The following is a 26,503-nucleotide window of genomic DNA, read 5'->3' on the forward strand; positions in this document are numbered from 1 at the left end:
ACATAGTTTTCATTATATCACTTGAGGGGGCTTTCATAATGACATTGAATAAGGCACTTACTATCGCTGGTTCTGACACAAGTGGCGGTGCTGGTATACAAGCAGATTTAAAAACATTCCAAGAACTTGGTGTATACGGAATGACATCTCTTACGACAATCGTAACGATGGATCCACATAACGGTTGGGCACATAACGTATTCCCAATCCCAGCTTCTACATTAAAACCACAATTAGAAACGACAATTGAAGGCGTTGGCGTAGATGCTTTAAAAACGGGTATGCTTGGATCAGTAGAAATTATCGAAATGGTTGCGGAAACAATTGAAAAGCACAATTTCGAAAATGTAGTAGTTGATCCTGTTATGGTATGTAAAGGAGCGGATGAAGCGTTACATCCTGAAACAAATGACTGCTTACGTGACGTTCTTGTTCCAAAGGCATTAGTCGTAACGCCAAACTTATTTGAAGCATATCAATTAAGTGGTGTGAAAATTAATTCTCTTGAGGACATGAAAGAAGCTGCAAAAAAAATCCATGCTTTAGGCGCTAAATACGTACTGATTAAAGGTGGTAGCAAACTAGGCACAGAAACTGCTATTGATGTGTTATATGACGGCGAAACATTCGATCTTCTAGAATCAGAAAAGATTGATACGACAAATACACACGGTGCAGGTTGTACATATTCTGCTGCAATTACAGCAGAACTTGCAAAAGGAAAAACGGTGAAAGAAGCAGTAAAAACTGCGAAAGAATTCATCACAGCTGCAATTCGTCATTCATTTAAGATTAACGAATATGTAGGACCAACACATCACGGTGCATACCGCAAATTCGTTGCACCGAAAGAACTTGTCTAACATAACGCTTTTTATTAATAAATTTAAAAATAGATTAAAACCCACAGAACATTTATTGTTCTGTGGGTTTTAATTACTTTACAGAAATCTTTTAAAGTACTCCCCGAATTCCTATGATGCTGAACTAACCTTGTTTCTACCATTTCTTTTCGAATAATATAACGCATCATCCGCTGATTGAATAAATTGCTCAGGTGATTTTTTATATTCTGAAAGCCCAACAGAAACTGTAATTTTAATTTTTCCCCCATTTTGCAGTTGAAATGAATGCTTTTCAACTGCTAGTCGAATTTGTTCCCCTATACGAGTTCCAAATGCTACTCTCTTTTTTGGTAACAACAGAGCAAACTCTTCGCCACCCTTTCGAAAGACTAAATTTGGGAATGGTGCATTTTCTAACAAAATACGCCCTAGTTGTTTTAACACTTCATCTCCAGCAGGATGACCGTACGTATCATTTACATACTTAAAGTGATCAATATCGATAAGTAATAAACAAAGTGAATCATTTTTCATATGCTTGCTACCAATATGACGATTCATCTCGAAATCAAACTGTCTTACATTTCCTAGATTCGTTAATGCATCTATCGTTGCATAATGCTTCATCGTTTGAAATAATTCATTGGATTGCAATACATAACTTGCACTTACAAATGTGACGTATGCCGCTACAATACAACAAACTAAATATAATGCCACTACATATATATCCTTAAATAAAATATAAAGTGGTAGTATTAAAATAGATAAACTATATACATTAAACCATATCCATTTTGTAAATATAGAAATCTTCATCCGCCAAATGAGAGTAACACCAATCCCTATTGCCACGATAGTATAGCAAGCCAATTCAGAGGCTAAAGAATACTCAGTAAAAAATACCCGTGTTATTAAAGTGATCATAACTGTTATACTACTAGCTATCGGGCCACCGATTATAATCGCCAAAACAACAGCTAAATAACGTAAATCCAACATAATATCTTCAATATGTACACCAAAATGCATCAATAATATACTTAATATCCCAGTTAAAATACCGACCAAACATTTCTGCCAAAAAGAGAATCCTTCTTTTAATGGCTTATCTCTTAAAAGCTGAGCACCTACAAAGATAAAGGACAGAATGATTGTCATATTTACAAATAGATCTCTAAACATAAAATAATCTCCCTACTTTTTCTTTTCCTTCTATCCCTTTCTATATGTTATAGTATTACGAAATCCCTATAATTCCCAAACTTTTTATTTTATTGTTCCACGTGGAACAGCAAAATAAAAAAGGAGACGAAATTTCGTCTCCTCCATTAACAACATCGTGATATCTTTCCGCCTTTTGCATTAAATCTAGCTTCTTGTGCCTCAGCAAAAAATTGCTTTTGACATAGAATTTTCTCTTCTGGATGATTTATTTTCATGTGATTTACATACGTTTCATAACTTGGAACTCCGACAAGTAAACTAATAAATTGCTTTCTCTTTCCCCATACGTTCCGTAAATTTTTAAGCATAGTTCCTCGACTCACTTTCATCTTTTGGAATATATGGTGCCTCTTTTAACGGCATTGGCTTATTTCTTAATACTTGAATCCAAATTCGAAGTGCAGAAATTAATACAGCAATTACAACTATCATAAAAATTCCACAAAGTGCCGCATCAATATAGTCATTAAAAATAATTTGTTTCATTTGTGCAACATTTTTAGCTGGAGCTAATACCTTACCATCATCTAATGCTCCCTGAAATACTTTCGCATGTGATAGAAATCCTATTTTAGGATTTTCATGAAATAACTTTTGATAACCAGCTGTCATCGTTACAATAAGTAATCCTATAGTCGGAATAAGCGTTACCCAAACGTATGCCTTTTTCCCCATTTTGAATAAAATTGTCGTTCCAAGTAATAGTGCAATCCCCGCTAACATTTGATTTGCAATACCGAAAAGTGGCCATAGCGTATTAATTCCACCGAGAGGGTCAACCACCCCTTGATATAAGAAGTACCCCCAGCCTAATACGCATAACGTTGTAGCAACCACATTCGCTATTGTGGAATCTGTTTTAGCAAACGGCTTGTACACATGCCCTAAAATATCTTGAATCATAAATCGTCCTACACGTGTTCCAGCATCAATCGTTGTTAAAATAAATAGTGCTTCAAAAAGAATGGCAAAATGGTACCAAAATGCCATCATCGCCGTTCCACCTATTACTTGTGAAAATATATGTGCCATACCAATTGCTAATGTTGGTGCGCCACCTGTACGTGATAAAATGGTCTGTTCTCCGACGTTAACAGCAAGTTCTTTTAATTCATTCGGTGTAATAGCAAATCCCCACGAAGAAATAACTTGAGCCGCTTGTGATACATCTGTTCCGATCAGCGCTGCTGGACTATTAATTGCAAAATAAGTTCCTGGTGTTAATACACAAGCTGCAATCATAGCCATCGCTGCTACAAATGATTCCATTAACATTGCCCCATAACCAATTGGCTGTGCATGACCTTCTTGCTCAATCATTTTCGGCGTCGTACCTGATGAAACGAGAGCGTGGAATCCAGAGACAGCACCGCAAGCTATTGTAATAAATAAGAACGGAAATAAATTCCCGGAGAAGACAGGGCCTGTTCCATCAATAAACTTAGATACTGCCGGCATCTTCAAATCTGGAGCTACAATTAAAATACCAATTGCTAATCCAAGTATCGTTCCTATTTTTAAAAATGTACTTAAATAATCACGTGGTGCAAGGAGCATCCAAACTGGTAATGCCGATGCAATGAATCCATATACGATAAGCATAATAGCAATTGTTTCACCACTAAAAGTAAACATACTTGCAAGTGTTGGATTTTCTGCTACATACTGTCCACCAATAAGCGATAGGACTAGTAGAACAATACCGATTACTGATCCTTCCCCTACTCGCCCTGGTCTAATGTAACGCATGTAAACTCCCATTAAAATAGCAATTGGAATTGTTGCTGCGATTGTAAACATTCCCCATGGGCTTCCAACAAGTGCCTTCACAACTACTAAAGCTAATACTGCTAATAAAATTATCATAATACCTAAAATACCAATCATCGCAATTAATCCTGTAACAGGACCAATTTCATCTTTAATCATTTCTCCTAATGATTTACCATTACGTCTCATTGAAGCAAATAAAATTACAAAATCTTGTACAGCTCCGGCAATAACTACCCCAACAATAATCCAAATAGTCCCAGGTAAATATCCCATCTGCGCCGCCAAAATTGGTCCTACTAAAGGACCTGCCCCTGCAATCGCAGCGAAGTGATGTCCGAATAAAACCCATTTATTTGTTGGAACATAATCCTTCCCATCATTTAAAGTATGAGCAGGCGTTTGCCTATTATTATCTAGGCCAAAAACTTTCCTTGCTATAAATCTACTATAAAAGCGATAAGCAATCGCATACACTGATACAGCCGCAACTAATAGCCATACAGCATTAATTGTCTCACCTTGTGATAAAGCTATTACACCAAAAGCAGATGCTCCTACTGCTGCAATAACTCCCCAAAGTAAAATTGATTTCAATGTTTTCACGTACAATCCCCCCATTACTACTTCTTAGAGGAGATTGTACTAAATTTTCTGAATATTTAATTTGAATCCTCCTTATCATGAAGGATTTCTAGGCTATTATGTTAAAATTCTCTCATTACTTGTCATAGCTCAATTTTATTTCGAAGCCGTTTTACATAATTACGGCTTACTGGAATCGGTTGCTCATCGTACCTGTCTAAATGCAAATTATACGTGCCATTATAATAAGGTTTAAGTTCTTGTACATATGACATATTAATTAAATAGCTTTTATGTACACGTAAAAAATCATATGCATTTAGTTTATTTTCTAATTCCTGGAGTGTGTATGTTGAAATATACTGATTATTCGTTGTATAAATTGAAACGGTTTTATTTTCCTTATTTTTACTAATATATACAATATCCTCCGGGAGAATATATCTAATCCCCTCATGGCCTTCTATCGGCAGTTTACGCAGATGACTCTTTGCTTTCTCACCTTGTTCTTTTCCCATTTTATATAAAATGAATTGTAAATCTTCTTCACGAAATGGTCGTAATAAATAATAAAACGCTTGGAAACGAAAAGCTGTAATTGCCTCTTCTATATCCTCACCAATAAAAATAAATTTCGTATAACAATTCACTTCTCGTAACAAACTCGAATATTCAAAACCAGTACCATCCATTAATTGCGAATTTAAAAAAACAAAATCAGGTGTATGTTTTTTCATTATTAGCAAAGATTCTGTTCCAGTTTTCGCTTCAAAACATTCTACATTTCGAATGTTTTCAGTAAAGTTCTCAACTAATTTTCTTCGCTCTTCTGTTTCTTCCATGATAAGTAAGATTTTCATTTATCCAGCCACCTAATTCCTTTGTCCATATGTCTTGTTGTATACATTCGCTTTAGTAAGAAACATTCCCTTTTTCTTACTATACCATTATTTATCTAAAAAAACAGAAAAAAGGAAACCACTTTGGTTCCCCTTTTCTTTTATCCCGATTGGTGCGGGCTAATAATCAGTGGTTGATGGACAAAACACCACTGATTAAGGTTTCTCTTTATACTAATTCCCTCTGTTTCGTTTCTTGACCAAGTATAACTACAGCAAGTGCCCCAATTAAAATTGATCCACAGAAAATCGTAAATATTAGCGATAGTGAAGCTTGTGAAGCAACTAAATACCCTACTAATAGTGGTCCAAGAATACCACCAATACGCCCAAATGCAGCTGCCATTCCTGCACCTGTACCGCGAATAGTTGTTGGATACTGTTCCGGTGTATAAGCGTATAATGCACCCCAAGCACCTAAATTAAAGAAGGATAGTAACATACCCGCCACTATTAATGCTGTTAATGAATCCGCAATTCCGAACACATAAGCACTACATGCTGTACCAATTAAATACGTAACCAATACAAATTTACGACCAAGACGTTCAATAAACCATGCAGCTGTGAAATATCCTGGAAGTTGAGCTAAAGTCATAATGAGCACGTACTGAAAACTTTTTATTAAACTAAAGCCTTTCAGTACCATTACACTAGGTAACCAAAGGAACATTCCATAATAGGAAAAGACCACACAAAACCATAGAATCCATAACATAATTGTTGCTTTACGATATTCTCCAGACCAAACCGATTTTATATTTTCAATAACAGATGGCCTTTTTGCAACCTTTTGGAATCTTGGAGAATCGGGTAAATTCCATCTTAAATATAAAGCATATAACGCTGGAACTGCACTTAATACCATAGCAACTTCCCAACCGTATTTAGGAATAACAAAATATGAGATAAGAGCTGCGATTAACCAACCACCAGCCCAAAAGCTTTCTAATAGTACAACTATTTTTCCACGTTCGTGCGCTTCAACACTTTCTGATACAAGAGTAGATGCAACTGGAAGTTCCCCGCCAAGTCCCATACCAATTAAAAAGCGTAAAACGAGGAACATCGCGAATGTCGTCGTTAAAGCAGTTAAACCACTACCGATAGAAAATAGTAATAATGTAATAATAAAGACCGATTTCCGTCCTATTTTATCTGATAGTATCCCAAAAAGGAGCGCTCCTACTGCCATACCAATTGAATTAACGCTACCTATCCAACCCATTTCTTGAGTACTTAATCCCCAATCTTTTTGGAGTGCTACGATTACAAATGAAAGCATTCCAACATCCATTGCATCAAATAGCCAGCCAAGCCCTGCTATACCAAGTAGCTTTCGCTTCGAAATTTCTTTTACCTTGCTCACAAGAAGTCCTCCTTACACAGGTGTCTTTACACATCATTTTACATGTGTGTATTGCATAAGTAAAATACTTTCTTATAAAAATTCTCCTTCATCATTCCCAAAAAGTAAAATGTTTATCAAAAATAAACAAATAAAAAAAAGTAGCGATGTTCCGCTACTTTTTTGAACGCATTACTTCTTTTAAAAATTCAGCTAATACTAACTGACGACGCCAACGTGTTGGATTACTACATAATCTGTAAAACCACTCTAAATGAATAGATTGAATCCATTTTGGCGCACGCTTTACCTCTCCAGCCCACACATCTAAACTACCGCCTACTCCAACAGCCATTTTCGTTTCTAAACGATGCTTATTGTTTTGGATAAAGTTTTCTTGTCTTGGAAAGCCAAGTGCAACAAGTAATAGATCTGGTTTTGCCTCTTGAATACGTGAAACAATATTCTCTTCTTCTTCTTGTTTAAAATATCCATCTTGTATCCCCACGATAGATGCAGCCGAATATGTCTTCGTTAAATGATCAGCCGCGGCTTGTACAACATGTGGTTTTGCACCTAATAAGAAAACAGATACTGGTTTATTCTCTTCTGATAACTTCGCAAATAAATTACACATTAAATCAAAACCTGCTACACGTTCTTTTACAGGTGTACCAAGCATACCACTTGCTTTTACAACCCCAATACCATCAGGTGTAATTAAATCGGTATTTAGTAATGTTTTATGGAACTCTTCATCCTTTTTTGCACACATAACAATTTCAGGATTTGCTGTTACTACCTGAAAAGTATGAGTTTGCTCCAATTCTAGTTGTTCCTTTAAATATTGGACCGTTTCATCCATTGTCATTGTAGAGAAAGGAACACCTAGAATATCAACCGTTTGTACTGCCATAATTAACTATCCTCTCTATCATTAAAGGTTTTTTGCTATTAATTGCTTATATGTTTCTTTCGTATCTTCATATAATTTTTGAAGTGAGAAGTTCATAGTAGCATGCTCATAAATATGCTTGCCCATTACTGATAACTCTCCAGTTTTCCACTTATCATACGCCTCTTCTAATGCCGATGCCAATGCTTTTCCATCACCAGTTGGTACAATCCACCCATAAGTTTCATCTGCAATTAACGGTTCGATTTCTCCAGCTCTAGTCACAATTGATGGTACACGTTGATTTGCCGCTTCTAATAAAACTAATGGAAATCCTTCACTATGGGAAGTTAACAAATTGACATGTGATGAAGCAAATAATTGTTTCACATCTTGACGATGCCCTAAAAATTCAACTTTATCATTAATCCCTTTTTCAGTAGCTAACGCCTTTAGTTCTCTTTCTAACGGCCCGTCACCAACTAATAACACTTTAATTTTCTCCAATTTTGTTTGTTGTAACGCATCGAATAAAACTTCATGTCCTTTAACAGGATGCAAACGCGCTACTTGGATTGCCGTAAACACATCTTCATCAATATTAAACATTTCCTTTTTATTATAGCCATCTGCTTTTTCCTGATCATATTCAATCCCGTTATAGATAACATGCATCTTTTCATTTGAAATACCTAATGCGGCTAAGCTTTTTTTCAACCTATTCGTTACAACAAAAAATAAATCTATATTTTTTAAAGCTTTCAAATTTAATTTAGTAAAAATCCAGCCTTTTAAGCCTTGTTTAGTAAAGTCTTGAAATGGATCACTATGAATTGTCGTAACCCATTTTGCCGCGAATTTCTTCTTCATTAGAGAAACAAAGAAATTCGCCCTAGGACCGTGTGTATGAACTACATCAAATTTTTCTTTATTAATGAATTCACTTATGTTCTTTAAAATGGATAAATCATAGCGAGATTTTTGTGAAAACACATGAACTTTTATTCCTAGCTCTCTTGCTTCTTTCGCAACAATTCCATCTTCAAATACTGCTAATTCTACTTCACCATCCGGAAACTGATCGAGCAGTGAAATAATATGTGTTTTTCCTCCACCATCTTCTGCCCCTGCATTCATATGCAATATCCTCATATTTTTTCCTCCTTTAAATCCTCGCTACATTTCCATCTATCTTTATTTTACTGTACTAAAAAATAAAAGCTAACAAAAGTTAGCTTTTATTTTTATCATTCAATTTCTAAATCTACAATTAGCCAAGCTAACACCACTACAAAGTAAATCCCTACTCCTGGTGCTGTCAAAATATGCCCTGCAATATATGCAATACCTAATGCTAATACTAAGCTTGCTGTAATCATTCCATATTTCACATTAAATATTTCCTTAAATCTTGTAACAAATGCTAGTAGGATTCTTACGCCGTAATAAATAAATGGAATCATCATTAACGCAAAACCAATAATTCCGAAATCATAAAACCAATCATGGAAGTCCATTTCGATTAGCTTCGGATCTGGCTCTTTTTGTTCATTATACTTAAAGTTACCTGCGTAACCCATTCCAAATAATTTTTGTGACATTGGCGCTTCTTTAAAGAACTGCTTATGTCTCTCTTCATATACTTGACGTCCACTGAAAATAAGATTTTCTTGATTTTCTTTCTTTTGCTCTTTCTCAAGCTCTTTCTTAACTTCAGCTTCTACCTTCGCCTTTTCTTCTGGTTTTTCAACTTTATGTTGTTTTTCTTCTTTTTTAATTTTCTCTTTAATTTCTTTTTCTTTTTGACCTTGCTGCGCTACATTTTGTTCTGATAAATAGTTGTTATGAATACCCATATTTTGTGCTAATGGCGTCATTTTAAACGTTCCAACAACACCAGCCAATAGGACAATAGCAATTAATCCATTAAGTACAAGAGACATTTTGTTTGGATTTCTTCTATCAAATAATAATTGTAGTACGATAATCCCGATTGCTGCTGCTAACGTAGCACCAATTGAGCCCATCCCTACTTTCGTACCGACTTGAATTAACGAGTAAATCATTAGAAGCGATGGAATCCAATATAAAACGTGTTTCACGCTCTTTGTTTTTTGAATAGAATATAGTACCACAATAGGGAAAATAATAGCTAAGATTGACCCTAGTTCATTACCTGCATAGAACCACCCTCGGGAACCAACTTTCATCCATTGATAACTACCAAAGTCTGTAGATGTCGAAATAGAAATAACCATAATAGCGTTAATGATTAATGTTGAATACACAATACTATTTCTGACTTTGTCACTAATATTTACTTTCTTTTTCAATGATTTTAAAGCTAAAATGTATGATCCTAGCATGATATATATATATAATGCCTTCGCAACAAACTTAACTTCTTCACCAAGTACAATAGGATTCTTAACTAGTTTATTATTAATAAACCCTATCCCTAAAACTACTGCTAATAGTATTAAGTAAATTAAAAACTTCCTATTTTCCTTCTCTTTTGCCTGAATTAAAATGTAAATACCACCAACAGCCATAATAAGAAATCTTACCAAAATTCCAACAGTGGCATTTGACTTTAATAAAACGATGCTAAGAGACGTTAATAAATCTAAAACAGGCTGTAAAATAATAAAAAAGAGCAAAAAATGCTCAAATCTAACCCTAGCTTGATTTGCTAACATTCCAAGACCTCCATACAAAATCTTCACATTATCTTTTAATCATAGTTTTCTACTGTTTAAACACACCTAGCAATTATAACATAACTCATATTTAAATTGAGAACTATTTTTCATGCCGAAACTAGTCAAATCCAGCATTATTAGTAACCGAAAACATTGTCCTTTAGCTATCCTTCCCTATCCCTATAAAAACTATCTAACACATATGCACTTATTTTCGACCGTACAGAAATATTTTTTTATCATTTTATACAAATGTACAAAGCGGACTTATCTTATTGTACCATCCCTCCAACTAAGCTACATCAAAAAACTATACTATTAATCTTTCCACACTTTTTCGCTTTACTTTATTGCTACTTATCAAGCATTTTCAAACGCTTTCTTTAGCTATTTCATCCATTTTTCTACATGTAGCGAAAAGTAATTGTTATTTCCAAAACTTTAGTGTATATTTTTTCTCTGGAACATCTTTAAGAGGAAGGAATTAAAGCCATGTTATTAATCGATATATTTACGTTTCTTGGCATTATCGCCGCTGCCATTTCTGGTACATTAGTTGGTTTAAAAAAAGATCTAGATTTATTTGGTGTCCTTTGTTTAGCTGTAGCTACTGCGCTCGGCGGCGGTATTATTCGTGATATTATGATTGGTAACCTGCCTCCTGTCGCATTTGTAAAACCCATTTACTTTTTCGTAAGTGTACTATCAGCATTATTCACATGTATGTTTTTCGAGCGCATTAATAAACTTCAAGTCGTTATTATGCTTTCTGATGCTGTTGGTTTAGGGGTATTTACAGCTATTGGTGCAAATGCAGCAATGTCACATCACGTTGACGCCTCGTTTTTAGTCGTTTCAATGGGAGTTATTACAGGTATTGGGGGCGGTATTTTACGTGACATTTGCGCTCAAGATATCCCGTATGTATTCCGAAAAGAGATATATGCAATTGCTTCTATTCTAGGAGCAGTTAGTTTCTTAATTACACATGCAATGGGGGCACACATATTAGCTTTCTATGTCTGTTTATTAATAACATTCGTTATTCGTGTAGTCACCGTAATATATAATGTACATTTCCCAGTTTTCTTTAAAACACATGCAAAAATTAATAAAGGCCATTAAGAGAATTCTACATAGAATTCTCTTAATTTATATGCAATTCCATATACTATAGAGTAATTGTATATAAAAATATATAATTAAATTAGAATAAAAAAATGAAAACGTTTTATAAACAGGGGGAAGAATGATGCTTGGGGTTTTTAAAAAAAATAAAACAAACACCAGTATAATTGAATTAAGCAAAGGCCAACAAATCATATTTAACGTGCCTGCTAATTCTGAACTAAAAACTCAAATGGATATGCTACATATTTCAAAGGAAGATTTACAAATTGTTAAAGTATTACAGCCATTTATTTATGAGGAAATAGATTGGATAACAGAAAAATTCTACACCAACATCACAAAACAACCTAATTTAATTGCTGTTATTGAACGCTACAGCTCTATTCCTAAATTAAAACAAACTTTAAAGACACATATTAAAGAATTGTTCAGCGGGAATATGAATGAAGATTTTATTGAACAACGTGTTAGAATTGCAAAAAGGCACGTACAAATTGGTTTACATAGAAAATGGTATACCGCTGCTTATCAAGAATTATTCCGCTCCGTCATAAAGATTTTGCAAACGAAAATTTCAACGATAGACGATTTTTCTTATTCTATAAACGTAATAAATAAATTATTCACATTAGAACAAGAACTTGTTATTGCAGCTTATGAATCCGAATATGAAAGAATCCAAAAAGAACATGAAAAAGAAAAAGAACTGACAACTATGACGATTACACATATTGCAACAGAACTAGCGGCAGTATCTGAAAAAACAAGCTCTTCTATTCAACAGTTAACATCTAAATCAGAAAGTATCGTAGGAATTGCAAAAACAGGTACATCATTAGCTACGACATCAGAAGAAAAGGCCAATAAAGGAAAAGAACAATTGAATCTGCAAAACAAACGAATGGAAAGCATCCAAACGAATATGGAAACTATCATTACTGATACTCATGAACTTCTTGATATTTCTAACAAAATTAACGAAATCATTGATATTGTAAAATCAATCGCCGAGCAAACAAATTTACTAGCATTAAATGCTGCTATTGAATCTGCACGTGCTGGCGAATTTGGTAAAGGTTTTTCAGTCGTAGCGGGAGAAATCCGAAAGTTATCAGAGCAAACGAAAGAATCAATTTCCAACGTTACAAAACTCGTTGAAAAAACTAATGAACAAATTATACACGTCTCTTCTTCCGTGGAACAAATAAGCTCTCTCGTATCTGAAGGGACAGATAGTATGCATGCGACAGATCAATATTTCCAAGAAATCGTAAAAGATATGTCTAACTCTAAAGAACAAAATAAAAAAATTGAAAATGAATTAGAGACTATCTCACAAGTAATGAAGAGTATTCAAGACGATTCCTCAACAATGGCCTTAACAGCGGATAATTTACAACTAGAACTAAACCGATAAGACAAATCGATACAAAGTGGAGATTCGTCATCTCCGCTTGCATTCATCCTTATCATCCATCTACAAAAAAAGAATCCAAAATGGATTCTTTTATTTTCTGAAAAATATTTTTTGGCAATAAAAATAACTCATATAAACACCAAAGCTTTGTAAAATAAACAAAGCTGGCATAATAATATTATAATATGCCATATCTACTCGGAAGAGCCTTAACGACACGTATCCGGTAATTAATAATACAAACAACATATATCCTTCATTTTGCTGTTTCTTAATTAGAAAATGTAATAAAGCTATGGCCATAAATAATGTCACCACTATATATATAAGCTTTTCACATTTAAAAATAATAGAATTTATTCCCTCGTCTGAAAGCTGGTTAATAACTGGTTTTAACAGTTTAAATCTTTCTACTTCCATTTCTTTTAACTCTTGATCAATGTGCTCTTTTACACTTTTATTTTTGGATGTTTTTTCTTCATTTTGACTTTTTCCAATTAAAACAGATTGAACATAAGTCTGATTAGAAATCGTATACTGTGACATTCCCATCATCTTGATACCATAGCTCACACCAAAATGAGTACTATAAAACAGAATAAGTATTCCCATCATTTTTAATAGTAATTTTTGTTTCGTTGCTGATTGAAATAATTCAATTAACAGCACATATACAACTATAAAAATAGGTAAAAATAACCCCATTGGGAAAATCATATTGCTAAGCGCAAATAAAATGGCTGAAATTACCCACATATAAGGATGGTCTAATCCCTTATATAAAAATATGTAACAAGCACAATAAAATAAAAATATTGCGAGTGATTCCGCCGTTAATACAGAACTCATAAATATATTTGGAATATATAAAGCGTAAAACATTGATGCAATACGACCACACTCTTCTCCAAAGACCATTGACGCAATGCGATAAATGAAAAATGAAGTTCCTGTACAAAATAAAATATTAAATAATTGTAAAGCGAATACCGTATCACCAAATATACGAATGATGATCGATTCATAAATAATAAAAGGTAACTGTGCTATATTTTCTATATTATTGCCAATTGCAATCTGCTTTGCAGACTCATACATAGCCTTCATATCACCTATCATTGGAACATCTACAAATAGAACTGTGATAAGTCTTACAACTATAGATATGCTCATAAGAAAAACAAGAAATTGTTTATCTGTAAAACGATATTGCAAAATTGATGCTACTAACAAAATAAGAATAACAAAAATCACTAATACAATTGTTATACTTGTTGTACTTCCTCCAAAAAATTGCTTACTTGTTTCAAAAGCCGACCAACAACTATAGACAAAAAATGCGAGCATCGCACCAATCATTATTTTACTGAAGAAAGACGAAAAATTTGTTCTTATATGATTCATATGTCCATTGCACCTCTACTTCCATTCATAACAAAACGATTCTATCATGAATAAGCACAAGGTTAATAGGGAATTTCTATGACAAATACATAGTCATTACTTTTTCACTTGCAATGTAAGCGAATCCTCTTTTACACTACATTTTATATATGATAAATTTTCTTTCAGTTACATGAATACAAATACAGAAATTTCAATAAAGTGAAACTTTAATCCACGGGGGTTTTGTTCATTCCCCACTGACTATTAGCCCGCAAATAGTGGGATAATCCTCTTTTGGAACACTTTACTTCATTAAATATCTAATATGGGTACTCCACTTACACATGTCACTCTGATTGAAAACAGAAAATAGGGGATGAATATATGGAAAAGAAATTCATGCGAGAATCAAAAGCAATTAAAACAACACGTGTTTTTCCTAACGATTTAAATAATCACCAAACACTTTTCGGGGGGAAATTATTAGCAGAAATTGATAGTATAGCTTCAATTGCAGCTGCGAGACACAGCCGCAAACATTGCGTAACAGCATCTATCGATTCCGTTGATTTTTTAACTCCAATTCACCAAGCAGATTCTGTTTGTTATGAAGCATTCGTATGTTATACAGGAAAATCTTCAATGGAAGTTTTCGTAAAAGTAATTGCAGAGGATCTACTAGCAGGCGAGCGTAGAATGGCCGCAACGTGTTTCATTACATTTGTCGCATTAAAAGACGGAAAACCTTCATCTGTACCACAAGTAATTCCTGAAACAGAGGAAGAACATTGGCTACATACAACTGGTTCAGAGCGTGCCGAAAATAGAAAAAAAGGACGTTTAAAAAGTAAAGAAATGGCTGAAGTGTTAACTTTAAGTAAGCCTTGGAATATGTAACATTAGGATTTTATCTTATACATGCACAGGTTTTTTCTTCCTTGCATGTATTTTTTATTATAATAAAGTGTTAAGCCTTAGCATTTTTATTCTATGCCTGTTCCCTAAAATCACCCATCAGCTTTTCCTTTATTTTGTTATACTATTAATGGTATATTAAATAATGTTCGTTTAAAAATAACCATAATACGATTAAGTATATAAGGGATGGTGCGGTAATGTCTATTGAGGTACCAATTTCAATACCAAAAACGTTAATTATTATTCCAGCGTATAACGAGGAAGAAGCAATTGCAGATACATTAACAAGATTATTAGAACTAAAACAGCATTTTACAGCATTAAGCATTTGCGTTATTAATGATGGATCAAAAGATAAAACAGCTCAAATCGTAAAAGATTTCCCTGTTCATCTTGTTAATTTACCATATAATCTAGGTATCGGTTCAGCTGTACAAACTGGATATAAATACGCTTATGAGAACGGATATGATATTGCGATTCAGTTCGATGCTGATGGACAACATAATCCTGATGATTTATACAAAATCATACAGCCTATTGCCGAGGATCAATGCGATATGGTGCTTGGTTCACGTTTTACAGAAAAAACAGCATATAAAGGTAGTATTTCCCGAAGAATCGGTATTTTTTATTTTACCGCTCTATTGAAAGTACTAACAAAACAAACATTTATGGATCCAACTTCTGGGTATCGTGCTATCAATCGAGAAGTAATTAAGATTTTTGCACACAATTATCCAAAAGATTATCCGGAGCCAGAAGTCCTTATTCATTTAAAAAAGAAAAAACTCCGCATTAATGAAATATCTGTAAATATGCAAGAGCGACAAGGTGGACAATCTTCCATCACTCCCCTTAAATCTGCATATTACATGGTGAAGGTAAGTCTTGCTATATTGATGCAAAAAATCGTGAAAGGTTGATAATAAATGCATATAATTACCTTTTCATTTATCTTTATTTTATTACTATTCTTCTTAATTATTAATTCCATTCGTCGTGGGACTTTAGAAACAAAATATGCTATTTTATGGATTTTCGTTTGTGTTGCAATGGCTATTTTAAGTTCTACGGATAAAATTATAAATTGGATTGGAAAACTATTAAAAGTAGAATATCCTCCGTCCATTTTATTCTTATTCGGACTATTATTCTGTTTTATCTTAATTTTTGACCTGACGAGAAAAATCTCCAAATTACACCATCAACTTGTAACATTAACGCAAGATTATGCATTATTAAAACAAAAATTAAAGATAACAGATAAAGAATAACTTCCTAACTAAATACTAATATATAAAAGCTCCTGAATTTTGCTTGAAAAATTCAGGAGCTTTTATCATTTCAAATTATTTCTTTCTAATTATAAGAGATACCACAATAGAAAGTTGATTTACAAAGTTTATATGCGTTAAACTTATACAGATGTTCTTGTAGTCTTCTTCCTTTCAAAAGGCTTGTATATATGGTACAAAACATAAAAAATTTGAGGAGATAAAAACTCTATGATGGAACAAAAACAACTCGTTTCCGTTGTCATACCTCTGTATAATACGGAAAAATATATTGAAGAAACGATGCAATCAATACTAGATCAAACATATAAAAACATTGAAATTGTAATTGTAGATGATGGAAGCAAAGATCAATCACCTTCTATCGTAAAAAATCTTGTACAAAAGTACCCAGGACAAATAAAATACGTCCCTCAAGAAAATCAAGGTGTTTCTGTTGCTCGTAATACAGGAATTGAAAATGCTAGCGGAGAATATGTTGCTTTTCTTGATAGTGATGATTTATGGAATCCAACAAAAATCGAAAAACAAGTTGAAAGCATGCATAAAAACAACATGAACGCTTGTTATTGTGGCTATATGAACTTTTACGAAGAGACTGGTGAAAAAATTGAGCACACGACAAACTTTATTAAAGGTGATATGACAAAAGCTTTCTTAACGCATCAAGTTGTTGCTCAGACGAGCACTTGGATTTTCAAAAGATCTATCGTGATGGATCATAATATTCGTTTCACACCAGGATGTAGCTGGGGAGAAGACTTAGAATTTCTATTTAAATTAATGAGCGTTACAAATGTATGCTATGTAGATGAATATTTAACATATTATCGAATCTTATCAGAAGGAAATCTTTCTTCAAAGTATAAAGATTATGAATTAAAAACAGCAAAAGAATTAGAAGTGTTTAATCGAATGAAAGATTGGGTTCATAATAAATCAAAAGACTTAATCGTGAATGATTCTACAGAACTTATTGAAATCCTTGAAACTTATCTATTCCCATATACAGTCATTAACAATGCTTGTATATACATTAAAGGAAGCTCTAAGTTAGATAAATCACAAGTTCAATTAATCAAGGGCGATATAAATAAATATTGTCGCAAAATTTATTCAAAAAATGGAAAACGAAGCAAAAAGCTATACGCGATGCTTTGGTTTGTACGAATAAAGTTTATATTTTCTTAAATAAAGAATACGCTTTTAAACATACTTTCCATAAACAAATCAAATTTACAAATAGGACGAAGTGCGTCCTGAAAAATAGAAAGGTCTTGTTCCATGAAAACAAATAAAATCCTTAAAAACGCCTCCTACCTATTTGTAGGAAATATTACTGTTCGATTTGTACTTGCTATTGCGACGATTTTCTTTGCAAGATATGTTTCACCAAAGGATTATGGGATGTTTACAACTGCATTAGCAGTTTCCGCTGTTATTTGTTATTTTACAGATGCAGGTTTGACACATACGTTTATGCGTGAAGGAACGAGAAGCAACGCTAACATTAGCGTACTAATTAGTAGTTATTTACGTATTCGTTTAGTATTAGCTATCGTAATTTCTGTGCTCTTCGCTATTTTCGCTCAGTTCTTCTATCCCGATGCTTACTTACGTGCGATGGTATATTGGGTTGTACTGCCGACAATGTTTGGAGCCACTTTACAAGGTGTTGGGATGGCTTACTTCCAAGTAACAGAACGCATGCAATTTACAGCGATTATTTCTGTAATACAAGGTGTAACAGCCGCAGCTGCTCTTCTACTAGGAATGTCCTTTAAATGGTCACTTATGATGGTTGCTGCCATGTACGGGATATCTAGTCTTGTAACAGGACTTATCGCCTTTATAATGGTAATTCGCCATACAACAGTTCATAAGGGCTGGGATAAAGGCATTTTAGATCAATTGCTCATTTTCACAATCAATGGCATTATCATTATGCTCTTACCACAGTTAGGGCCTATTATATTAGAAAAAGTCTCAACATATGAGCAAGTTGGATTCTTTGGCGCTGCATCGAAAATACCTGCTGTACTTTATCAAATACCGGGCGTAATTGCAGCAGCCTTTTATCCAAAGTTATTTGCTTTTGGAAATGAAAAGAATATTGATGAACATAGAAAACTATCTCAGTTCGAATTAAAACTTATGTCTTTCTTAGGAATGGGAATTTCCATCCCATTTATCGCCGATCCAAGTTTTTGGATTGTTACTTTATTAGGTGAACAATATGCACCAGCCGGTGATGCTCTTGCAATTTTAGCCTTTATGGTTATTTTACAATCTATCAACTATCCACTTGCTGATAATTTAACAACTATTGGTCAACAGTGGAAGCGTGCGACAACGATGGGAATTGGATTAGCTGTCGCTATCGTAAGTTACATCGTATTAGGCAGCCAATTTGGAATGATGGGAGCTGCGGTCGCTGCTATCATTACTGAGGTTACTTTATTAATCGGATTTACTTTATTCGTTCGTAAAGGATTTACATTACTATTCAAAGGGATTGTATTTAATACACTAGCATTTATAATCAGTTACGCCCTATACCGCACAGTATTAATTAACTTACCACCACTGGTAGCTCTAACACTTACTGGTATATTGTACGGTATTATTGGCCTTGCAATTGATCCACAAATACGCGGGTTGATTTTAGGATTTGTAAATAAAAAATTAGTTCGTAAAAACGCTTAAAAGCCAAAAGCTTTTCCTATTAAGAATGGAAAAGCTTTTGGCTTTTTATATACCATCATTTACAGAACATAAATTCTGAAGACTGCACTTCATTATTCTCGAATTTTCAGTGGTTAAAAATGCTATATATTCCATGTCAAATTGACTTACTTTCTGAGAATGCTTTATACTAAATTACAAGTAAACTATGAAACTCAATGCTTGTAAAATATATATGATACAACAAAAATATATATTTTTTATGCTAAAACTAAAAAACACACCTTCATAATTGGTGTGTTTTTATATGTAACAACTTTCGAAGGAGGATTATAAATTTTTATGAGCATAAAGCCGAACAATAAGATTTTCTCAAAGAAAACTATAATGATTATTCCGATATTATTATTGTGTGCTTTTGCTTTTCATTATTTCTTTTTAACATCTAATCAAATCTTTTCTGGTACAGGTGATGCATTAAGCCAATTTGGTTTCTTTACATTTCTCCTGCAACATGCCTTTAAAGATGGTAATCTTTTTTGGTCTTTTGATTATGGATTAGGTGGAGATTTATTTGGAGAGTTTAGTTATTATTACAGTACAGCGCCGTTCTTCTGGATTACGCTGTTACTTCCTAAATTAAATATTGAACAAATCTATGATATGAAATTATACATGAGTATTTTAAAAAACTTTTTAGCTATGTTATTCATGTATGGTTCTTTACGTTATCATAATAAAACAATCTTCTCATCTTTTATTGCTGCTATTATGTATGGTGGATGTATTACTTTTATGCGCCATTCATTACTTTGGGATTTCATGGCTGATGCCATCGTATTTTTACCATTAGTAATATGGGGACTTGATAAATATATTATAGAAAAGAAACGTGGACTTTTCTTAGTAGCTGCTACTTTAATGTTAGCATCGAACTTTTATTTTGCTTTTATCACAAGTATTTTCATTTTCATTTACGCATTTTTCCAATACTTTGCCACACAGCAAAATAAAACAATCGTCTCTTTTCTAACCTATTATATTAAAATTGGATTATTATACGGTCTATCACTTGGCTTGGCTGCAGTTTGCTTTATTCCATCAGTCAATGCGGTATTTAGTGCGGATCGGTTAACGAAGAAATTTGATATACCTTTATTCTTTGAAGATACATTTTATAAAGATCTAATGGAAACTATCTTCTTCGTATATGATGCTGAAAATCATCAATTAGCTTTACCAGCTTTAATTTTATTCCTAATCATATTTGGAATGTTTATACGTGATAAACTTGTTAAAAATAAAGTATTCTTTACATTTTTCATGTTCATTCTGTTTATGCTTCCGTATACATACTCTGTATTTAATGGTTTCTCAGCAATGCAATATAGATGGCTTTATTTATTTGTATTTGTAATTGCTCAAACTATAGCATACATCTTAGATTGGATGATTGTTCATAAGAAAGAACATAAATTACCTTATATAATGAGTTCATTAGTATCAATAGGATTATTCATTTATGCATTTTATAGAAAAGTAAATATAAATGTAAGTGATAAACCTTTACAGGTAGTTGACAATATTTTAATCGGAACTATCGTTCTTTCTCTCATTACAGTATGTTTATGGCGTTATCTTTCTAAACCTTTCATACAATTTTTAGTTGTAGTGAACGTACTCGTTAGTACAATTTCCATGAATTACATGTATGCTAATAATATACTTAGTACCGCTTTCGGACAAAGCAATGCTACAAAAGAAGCTTTACATGTATCTGGCTATGATAACAAAGATGAGATTGCTGCCATTCGTTATATACAAGAATATGATAAGGACTTTTATCGTATTCTTAACCCAGGTAGCGCCCATAACACACCAATGTTACAAGGTTATCATGGTACAAGTACGTACCAAAGCTTGATTAATTATTATGTTCATGACTTTATGAAAAATAAATACAACGTATTCCAAGGGTTCGACACTCCTTCGATGTTCTTCCAAGTTGATAGTCGACTACTACTTGAAAATATGTTAGGTGTAAAATATCGTGTACTAAGCGCTGATACAGATCAAAAAAATATCCCATATGGATATAAACTATTAAAACAAGTAGGACCATATAATATTTACAAAAATGACTATGCTTTACCGTTAGGGTATGTATATGATTCTAGTATAAGTGAAGAAGAATTTTCTAAATTAAACTTCGCTCAGCGTGACCAATTATTATTACATGCTGTAGTCGTTAATAATGGAAAAGACTTTTCATTAACTCATTTTGATAAAAAGAACCTTAATTCAAAAGCGGTATCTATCAATATGGAAAAAGTACAACTAGAAAATATGGAAAAAGAGAATAATAAACTCATTGTCCACGGCAATGGAAATATGATTGTACCTATAAATTATCCTAATACTCCTGGAGATTTAATTGTAGAATTAAAGATAAAAAATAAAGGTTCATTCCATGCAGTAGTTAACGGGAAAGATATGGGGAAAGGTGAAGACACTGGTGCATACTCATATCCTTTAGAAAGATTTGTTTATAATTTAGGTAAAGACGATCGCCCAGACCAACTAACTATTTCTATTGATGCGCCAGGTGAATACGAACTTGAAGACTTACAAGCAAATATCGTAAATTACGAAGGTGTACAAAAAGAAACAAAAAAACTAACTGAAAATAGACTTCAAAATATTTATTATAAAAACAACTATTTAAAAGGTGAAATCAACTCAAAAAAAGATGGATTACTATATTTATCTGTTCCATATAGTAAAGGTTGGACTATAAAAGTTGATGGAAAAGAAACAGAATTCACGAAAGCAAATTCTGCCTTTATTGGCGTACCAATTACAAAAGGAGCACATGTAATCGAAATGACTTATGTTACACCTTACTTTAAATTAGGTATGATTATATCAATTATTTCACTAATTATTTGTGTAGCCTTACTAGTTTTTACAAATCAAAAAGGACGCCGAAAATTGCCTTTTAAAAAGCAGCAATGAGCACTCAATAAATCATGAAGCTATCCAAAGCGGATAGCTTCATAAAAAATATTAAATAACGTTTTAACCATTATAAACAAGGAGGGTCAAAAATGACTCTTTCAATAGTCGTACCATGCTACAATGAAGAAAAGATGCTTCGAGCCTTTTATTCAGAGACTTCTCTAGAAATTCATAAATTAACTACCGATTATGAATTTGTTTTTGTAAATGATGGTAGTAAAGATGATACATTAAATATTCTACGTGATTTGGCAAATTCAGATGCAGCTGTTCATTATATATCATTTAGTCGGAATTTCGGCAAAGAAGCCGCTATGTTAGCTGGTTTAAAATACGCTACAGGTGATGCAGTTGTTATTATGGACGCCGATTTGCAACATCCTCCTACACTAATAAAAGAAATGTTAGAAGGATATAACGAAGGTTACGACCAAGTTATTGCAAAAAGAACAAGAACAGGTGATTCACCCGTTCGCTCTTTCGTTTCTCGTCTATACTATAAAGTGATGAATAAGTTTGTAGATATTGAACTAGTAGACGGCATTGGAGATTTTAGACTTTTAAGTAGAAGAGCTGTTGATTCTCTATTATCTTTAAGCGAATACAATCGCTTCTCAAAAGGTTTATTCTCCTGGATTGGATTTAATGAACTAATTATTGGATATGAAAATGTATTACGTTCTGATGGAGAAAGTAAGTGGACTTTTTCTAAATTGTTAAATTACGGAATAGATGGTGTTATCTCATTCAATAATAAACCATTAAGACTATCTATATATCTTGGATTATTAACAACTATTTTAGGGATTTTATACGTAATTACTACATTTATTCAAATTATTGTTGGTGGTGTTGAAGTCCCAGGATACTTCACTTTAATTTCCGCTATATTATTTATTGGTGGTATTCAACTCATTTTCCTAGGTGTTATGGGTGAATACATCGGTCGCATTTATTATGAAACAAAACGTAGACCACATTTTATTGTAGCTGAAAAGAAAGTTAGTGAAGTCAAACAAAAAGCATAATAAAAAAGTTACTTCTACCTACAGAAGTAACTTTTTTTATACTAATATTTACACACCTTTATGTTGCATAGATATAATCGTTTCTTTTAGCCCATTATAATAAGAAGTTTTTGGTATATTCCCAATATACCTCTCATATTTCTCTCCGCTTAATACAACAGGATTTTCTGTCAAATATAGCATTTCCACAAATTCTTTCATCTGCTTATCAAATAGTCCCATTAAATTTATCATACCTTTTTTTACTGTCATTACTGGTTTTGTATATCCCGTTAATTCTTGTATATGTTGAATCATCTCTTCACCTGTAATGACACCATAACCCGGTATGTTCCAATTTTGTCCATAGGCCTCATCACGTAAAGCTAATTCAACCATTGCTTTTGCACCGTCTGGTGTGAAAATATATTCACGAGCAATCTTTTTATCTCCAACAAAGCTTGATAACTTATTTGCAAGTACACCTTTTAAAGTATGATGAACAAGCGTACTTTCTGCATTTGGACCATAAAAATCAGGAAAATGTGCAATAAACATTTGTACACGAGCCTGTTTTGCCATCATTTCTAGCTGTAACCGAATTTTCCCTTTCTTCGTATGTGGTGCCTTTTTAACTTCTTCCACTACAAGTTCTTCCCCTTGCCTCCCATACGCATAAATATTATCAACTATCCCTAACTTACTGTCGTAATACATTGCTACTTCTAATATATTTTTTAATAATTTTGGTTGCTTCTTCTCCCAATCTGAATATGGAATGTTTACAGCATGAAATATAATATCAACGCCTTTCGCGGCTTCCATTATATCCTCCTGTATAAATACATCTCCCGCTACAACTTTCACATTTTCTTCTCCAGAAAATAATATCTCTAATTTCTCTTTATTCCTCGCAAAGGCCACTACATGAATTCCTCTGCTACATAATTCTTTTACAATTGCATACCCCATTGATCCAGATGCTCCTAGCACTAAAGCTTTTTTCATTATATATCCCCCCTAAATTAATTAACCGCTGTTCAATTAATATTAAAAAGAAAATCACTTACATAAGAAGTGATTTTGAAATAAACTCCACGTGTACTTTAGCTAATCCTTTTACTTCTTCAAATGTTTGATCATTCCCACAATAGTGTGCCACAAACCCATGTAATGATAGAAAAACAGACCATATTGTCATTACATTTACCTTCTCATTACACAAAGAAGATACAACAGTAGCAAATTTTTCGTAACTAACATTTGGGCCATCTGCTAAACATTCTTTTAACTCATCATCTCTAATTAAAAACATGATTTCATAATGACTTTGATTTTGCAAACCAAATTCAATAAAACCAAATAAAACAGCTTTCAATTGTTCCTCTTGTGGTAAATTTTGATCATTAATCTCATCTAATTTTTGATTTAGCAATTGAAAATCTTGCTCTACCATCGCATAGAAAAGCTCTGCTTTATTTTTAAAATGATAATAGATGGCACCATGGCTATATCCTAGTTCTGTTGCAATTTTACGCATTGAAGTATGCTGATAACCTAATTTTATAAATAAGTCTCTTGCTACATTCATAATCATTTCTCTCGTTAATTCTTGTTTAACTGCCCTTCTTGGCGACATTTTTCATACCTCACAATTTAATTGACCACTGTTCAATTAACATTATAACCTTTTCCCAAAAAAATACAATTAGTTTCTTACAAAAAGATACATTTTGAAAGGATAGCATTATACTCAATAATTTAGTATCATGATTCAAGGTACTATTTCAAGTTGGACGGAGGATACTATGAGCTTATTAACAGTAGAAAAACTAGGCCATACATTTGGCGATCGCACATTATTTAAAGATGTATCCATGCGTTTACTAGCAGGAGAACATGTCGGATTAGTCGGTGCAAACGGTGTTGGTAAATCAACATTTATGAATATTATTACTGGTCAACTTATCCATGATGAAGGCCGTGTAGAATGGACACCTGGTACAAATTACAGTTACTTAGACCAGCATACAATTTTAACACCTGGTCGCACAATTCGTGATGTATTAGCTGACGCGTTTTTACCTTTATTTGAAAAAGAAAAAGCTTTAAATGAAGTTGCAGAAAAAATGGGAACGGCAACACCGGAAGAATTAGAGGACCTTCTTGAGCAGATGGCAGAAATCCAAGATGCTCTCGAAGCAGGTGGTTTCTATTTACTAGATATGAAAATCGAAGAGGCAGCAAGAGGTCTTGGAATTGATGCAATCGGTTTAGATCGTGATGTTTCAGCACTAAGTGGTGGACAACGTACAAAAGTATTACTTGCAAAGCTATTACTTGAGCAACCAGAAGTGTTATTACTCGATGAGCCTACTAACTATTTAGACGTTGAACATATTCATTGGTTAACTAATTATTTAAAAGAATATCCACATGCATTCTTATTAATTTCTCATGATACGGAATTTATGAACAAATGCGTTGATGTTATTTTCCATCTAGAATTTACAAAAATGACGCGCTATACAGCGACATACGAAAAATTCCTAGAGTTAGCCGAAATTAATAAAAATCAACATATAAATGCTTATGAAAAACAGAAAGAGTTTATTAAAAAGCAGGAAGACTTTATTGCAAAGAACAAAGCTCGTTATTCAACGACAGGTCGTGCAAAAAGTCGTCAAAAACAACTTGATCGCATGGAGCGTATTGATCGTCCTGAAACAGCAATTAAGCCAGAGTTCTCATTTAAAGAGTGTCGTGCAAGTAGCCGTTTCGTCTTTGAAGGTGAAGATGTAGAAATCGGATATACACATCCGTTATTACCAAAACTAACAATGACAATTGAACGCGGTGAAAAAATTGCCATCGTTGGTTGTAATGGTGTTGGTAAATCAACATTACTAAAAACGATTTTAGGAAAAATTAAACCTTTAAGCGGTAAAACAAGTCTTGGTGACTTCTTAGAGCCTGCATACTTCGAGCAAGAAGTAAAAGCTGATAATATAACACCAATTGATGACGTTTGGAACACATTCCCTAGCATGGACCAACATCAAGTTCGTGCAATGTTAGCGAAATGCGGATTAAAAAATGAGCATATCTCTCGCCCGCTAAATCAATTAAGTGGTGGCGAACAAGCAAAAGTTCGTTTATGTAAGTTAATGGGTGAAGAAAGTAACTGGATCCTATTTGATGAGCCAACAAACCATCTTGATGTTACAGCAAAGGAAGAACTTCAAAAAGCTCTGAAGGCATATAAAGGGACAATCCTTCTTGTATGTCACGAACCAGAATTTTATGAAGGCTGGATTACAAAAACTTGGAATGTTGAAGAATGGTCACAAAATAATTCTTAATTATAATAGA

Annotated in this window: 22 protein-coding genes and 1 pseudogene; 12 read left to right on the forward strand and 11 right to left on the reverse strand. The window is 33.3% G+C overall.

The window, feature by feature from the left end; translation table 11 throughout:
* The first annotated feature begins 38 nt into the window (after positions 1 to 38).
* Entirely contained in the window at positions 39 to 863 is an 825-nt protein-coding gene (pdxK, locus tag NSQ69_RS26710; protein ID WP_002016397.1) for a pyridoxine/pyridoxal/pyridoxamine kinase, read from the forward strand.
* A gap of 111 nt (positions 864 to 974) precedes the next feature.
* Here the strand turns inward: pdxK and NSQ69_RS26715 are convergent, their stop codons facing one another.
* The 8 genes from NSQ69_RS26715 to NSQ69_RS26750 all read right to left on the reverse strand — a co-directional run bounded on the left by NSQ69_RS26715 (position 975) and on the right by NSQ69_RS26750 (position 10,268).
* Positions 975 to 2,030 carry a GGDEF domain-containing protein gene (locus NSQ69_RS26715; RefSeq protein WP_002167302.1) on the reverse strand — a complete coding sequence of 352 codons (1,056 nt, stop codon included), beginning with the start codon at positions 2,028 to 2,030 and terminating at the stop codon, positions 975 to 977.
* Between the two features lie 146 nt (positions 2,031 to 2,176).
* Positions 2,177 to 2,380, reverse strand: coding sequence for a YbdD/YjiX family protein (locus NSQ69_RS26720; RefSeq protein WP_002130134.1), 204 nt, complete (start codon positions 2,378 to 2,380; stop codon positions 2,177 to 2,179).
* Positions 2,373 to 4,448, reverse strand: a complete 2,076-nt coding sequence (gene cstA, locus NSQ69_RS26725) for a carbon starvation protein CstA (RefSeq protein ID WP_002089870.1) — start codon at positions 4,446 to 4,448, stop codon at positions 2,373 to 2,375. The genes NSQ69_RS26720 and cstA overlap by 8 nt, the downstream gene beginning before the upstream one ends.
* Positions 4,449 to 4,570: 122 nt before the next feature.
* Positions 4,571 to 5,287, reverse strand: a complete 717-nt coding sequence (locus tag NSQ69_RS26730; protein ID WP_002089871.1) for a LytR/AlgR family response regulator transcription factor — start codon at positions 5,285 to 5,287, stop codon at positions 4,571 to 4,573.
* Positions 5,288 to 5,495: 208 nt separating this feature from the next.
* Positions 5,496 to 6,695, reverse strand: coding sequence for an MFS transporter (locus tag NSQ69_RS26735; RefSeq protein ID WP_002016404.1), 1,200 nt, complete (start codon positions 6,693 to 6,695; stop codon positions 5,496 to 5,498).
* 154 nt (positions 6,696 to 6,849) lie between these two features.
* Complete coding sequence (locus tag NSQ69_RS26740; RefSeq protein WP_002016406.1) at positions 6,850 to 7,590, reverse strand: WecB/TagA/CpsF family glycosyltransferase; 741 nt, start codon at positions 7,588 to 7,590, stop codon at positions 6,850 to 6,852.
* Between the two features lie 21 nt (positions 7,591 to 7,611).
* A complete protein-coding gene (locus NSQ69_RS26745; RefSeq protein WP_002089874.1) occupies positions 7,612 to 8,721 on the reverse strand; it encodes a glycosyltransferase family 4 protein in 1,110 nt (369 codons plus the stop codon).
* A gap of 95 nt (positions 8,722 to 8,816) precedes the next feature.
* On the reverse strand, positions 8,817 to 10,268 hold the full coding sequence (locus tag NSQ69_RS26750; protein ID WP_341099844.1) for an O-antigen ligase family protein: 1,452 nt from the start codon (positions 10,266 to 10,268) through the stop codon (positions 8,817 to 8,819).
* 495 nt (positions 10,269 to 10,763) lie between these two features.
* Between NSQ69_RS26750 and NSQ69_RS26755 the strand changes: the two genes are divergently transcribed.
* The 3 genes and pseudogenes from NSQ69_RS26755 to NSQ69_RS27825 all read left to right on the forward strand — a co-directional run bounded on the left by NSQ69_RS26755 (position 10,764) and on the right by NSQ69_RS27825 (position 12,819).
* Complete coding sequence (locus NSQ69_RS26755; protein ID WP_002016412.1) at positions 10,764 to 11,396, forward strand: trimeric intracellular cation channel family protein; 633 nt, start codon at positions 10,764 to 10,766, stop codon at positions 11,394 to 11,396.
* Positions 11,397 to 11,637: 241 nt separating this feature from the next.
* Positions 11,638 to 12,015 (forward strand): annotated as a pseudogene (locus tag NSQ69_RS27820) (protoglobin family protein); the annotation flags it as partial.
* Positions 12,013 to 12,819: a methyl-accepting chemotaxis protein gene (locus NSQ69_RS27825; RefSeq protein WP_370458378.1), complete on the forward strand. Its 807-nt coding sequence runs from the start codon at positions 12,013 to 12,015 to the stop codon at positions 12,817 to 12,819. The pseudogene NSQ69_RS27820 and the gene NSQ69_RS27825, both read left to right, overlap by 3 nt.
* A gap of 90 nt (positions 12,820 to 12,909) precedes the next feature.
* Here NSQ69_RS27825 and NSQ69_RS26765 read toward each other — a convergent pair whose 3' ends face one another.
* Positions 12,910 to 14,223 carry an ArnT family glycosyltransferase gene (locus tag NSQ69_RS26765; protein WP_050000798.1) on the reverse strand — a complete coding sequence of 438 codons (1,314 nt, stop codon included), beginning with the start codon at positions 14,221 to 14,223 and terminating at the stop codon, positions 12,910 to 12,912.
* 366 nt (positions 14,224 to 14,589) lie between these two features.
* On the opposite strand from NSQ69_RS26765, the gene NSQ69_RS26770 reads away from it, so the two are divergent.
* From NSQ69_RS26770 to NSQ69_RS26800, 7 genes are all read left to right on the forward strand, one after another.
* Positions 14,590 to 15,102, forward strand: a complete 513-nt coding sequence (locus NSQ69_RS26770) for an acyl-CoA thioesterase (protein ID WP_000412118.1) — start codon at positions 14,590 to 14,592, stop codon at positions 15,100 to 15,102.
* 218 nt (positions 15,103 to 15,320) lie between these two features.
* Positions 15,321 to 16,049 carry a glycosyltransferase family 2 protein gene (locus tag NSQ69_RS26775; RefSeq protein WP_000021472.1) on the forward strand — a complete coding sequence of 243 codons (729 nt, stop codon included), beginning with the start codon at positions 15,321 to 15,323 and terminating at the stop codon, positions 16,047 to 16,049.
* A 6-nt stretch (positions 16,050 to 16,055) separates the two neighbouring features.
* Complete coding sequence (locus NSQ69_RS26780; RefSeq protein ID WP_002016417.1) at positions 16,056 to 16,400, forward strand: DUF2304 domain-containing protein; 345 nt, start codon at positions 16,056 to 16,058, stop codon at positions 16,398 to 16,400.
* Positions 16,401 to 16,631: 231 nt separating this feature from the next.
* Positions 16,632 to 17,612 carry a glycosyltransferase family 2 protein gene (locus NSQ69_RS26785; RefSeq protein ID WP_002034967.1) on the forward strand — a complete coding sequence of 327 codons (981 nt, stop codon included), beginning with the start codon at positions 16,632 to 16,634 and terminating at the stop codon, positions 17,610 to 17,612.
* 93 nt (positions 17,613 to 17,705) lie between these two features.
* A complete protein-coding gene (locus NSQ69_RS26790; protein WP_002034968.1) occupies positions 17,706 to 19,127 on the forward strand; it encodes a flippase in 1,422 nt (473 codons plus the stop codon).
* Positions 19,128 to 19,448: 321 nt separating this feature from the next.
* Positions 19,449 to 22,121, forward strand: coding sequence for a YfhO family protein (locus NSQ69_RS26795; protein WP_263894398.1), 2,673 nt, complete (start codon positions 19,449 to 19,451; stop codon positions 22,119 to 22,121).
* 92 nt (positions 22,122 to 22,213) lie between these two features.
* Positions 22,214 to 23,152 carry a glycosyltransferase family 2 protein gene (locus NSQ69_RS26800; RefSeq protein ID WP_002130144.1) on the forward strand — a complete coding sequence of 313 codons (939 nt, stop codon included), beginning with the start codon at positions 22,214 to 22,216 and terminating at the stop codon, positions 23,150 to 23,152.
* Between the two features lie 48 nt (positions 23,153 to 23,200).
* Here NSQ69_RS26800 and NSQ69_RS26805 read toward each other — a convergent pair whose 3' ends face one another.
* Together NSQ69_RS26805 and NSQ69_RS26810 are read right to left on the reverse strand one after the other, a co-directional pair.
* Complete coding sequence (locus tag NSQ69_RS26805; protein WP_078203727.1) at positions 23,201 to 24,139, reverse strand: SDR family NAD(P)-dependent oxidoreductase; 939 nt, start codon at positions 24,137 to 24,139, stop codon at positions 23,201 to 23,203.
* Positions 24,140 to 24,197: 58 nt separating this feature from the next.
* Positions 24,198 to 24,770: a TetR/AcrR family transcriptional regulator gene (locus NSQ69_RS26810; protein ID WP_002130146.1), complete on the reverse strand. Its 573-nt coding sequence runs from the start codon at positions 24,768 to 24,770 to the stop codon at positions 24,198 to 24,200.
* A gap of 169 nt (positions 24,771 to 24,939) precedes the next feature.
* On the opposite strand from NSQ69_RS26810, the gene NSQ69_RS26815 reads away from it, so the two are divergent.
* Complete coding sequence (locus tag NSQ69_RS26815; RefSeq protein ID WP_002130147.1) at positions 24,940 to 26,493, forward strand: ABC-F family ATP-binding cassette domain-containing protein; 1,554 nt, start codon at positions 24,940 to 24,942, stop codon at positions 26,491 to 26,493.
* Positions 26,494 to 26,503: the final 10 nt, after the last annotated feature.

Source organism: Bacillus sp. FSL R10-2201, from assembly GCF_038008665.1.
In the GTDB taxonomy this organism is placed as follows: domain Bacteria; phylum Bacillota; class Bacilli; order Bacillales; family Bacillaceae_G; genus Bacillus_A; species Bacillus_A mycoides.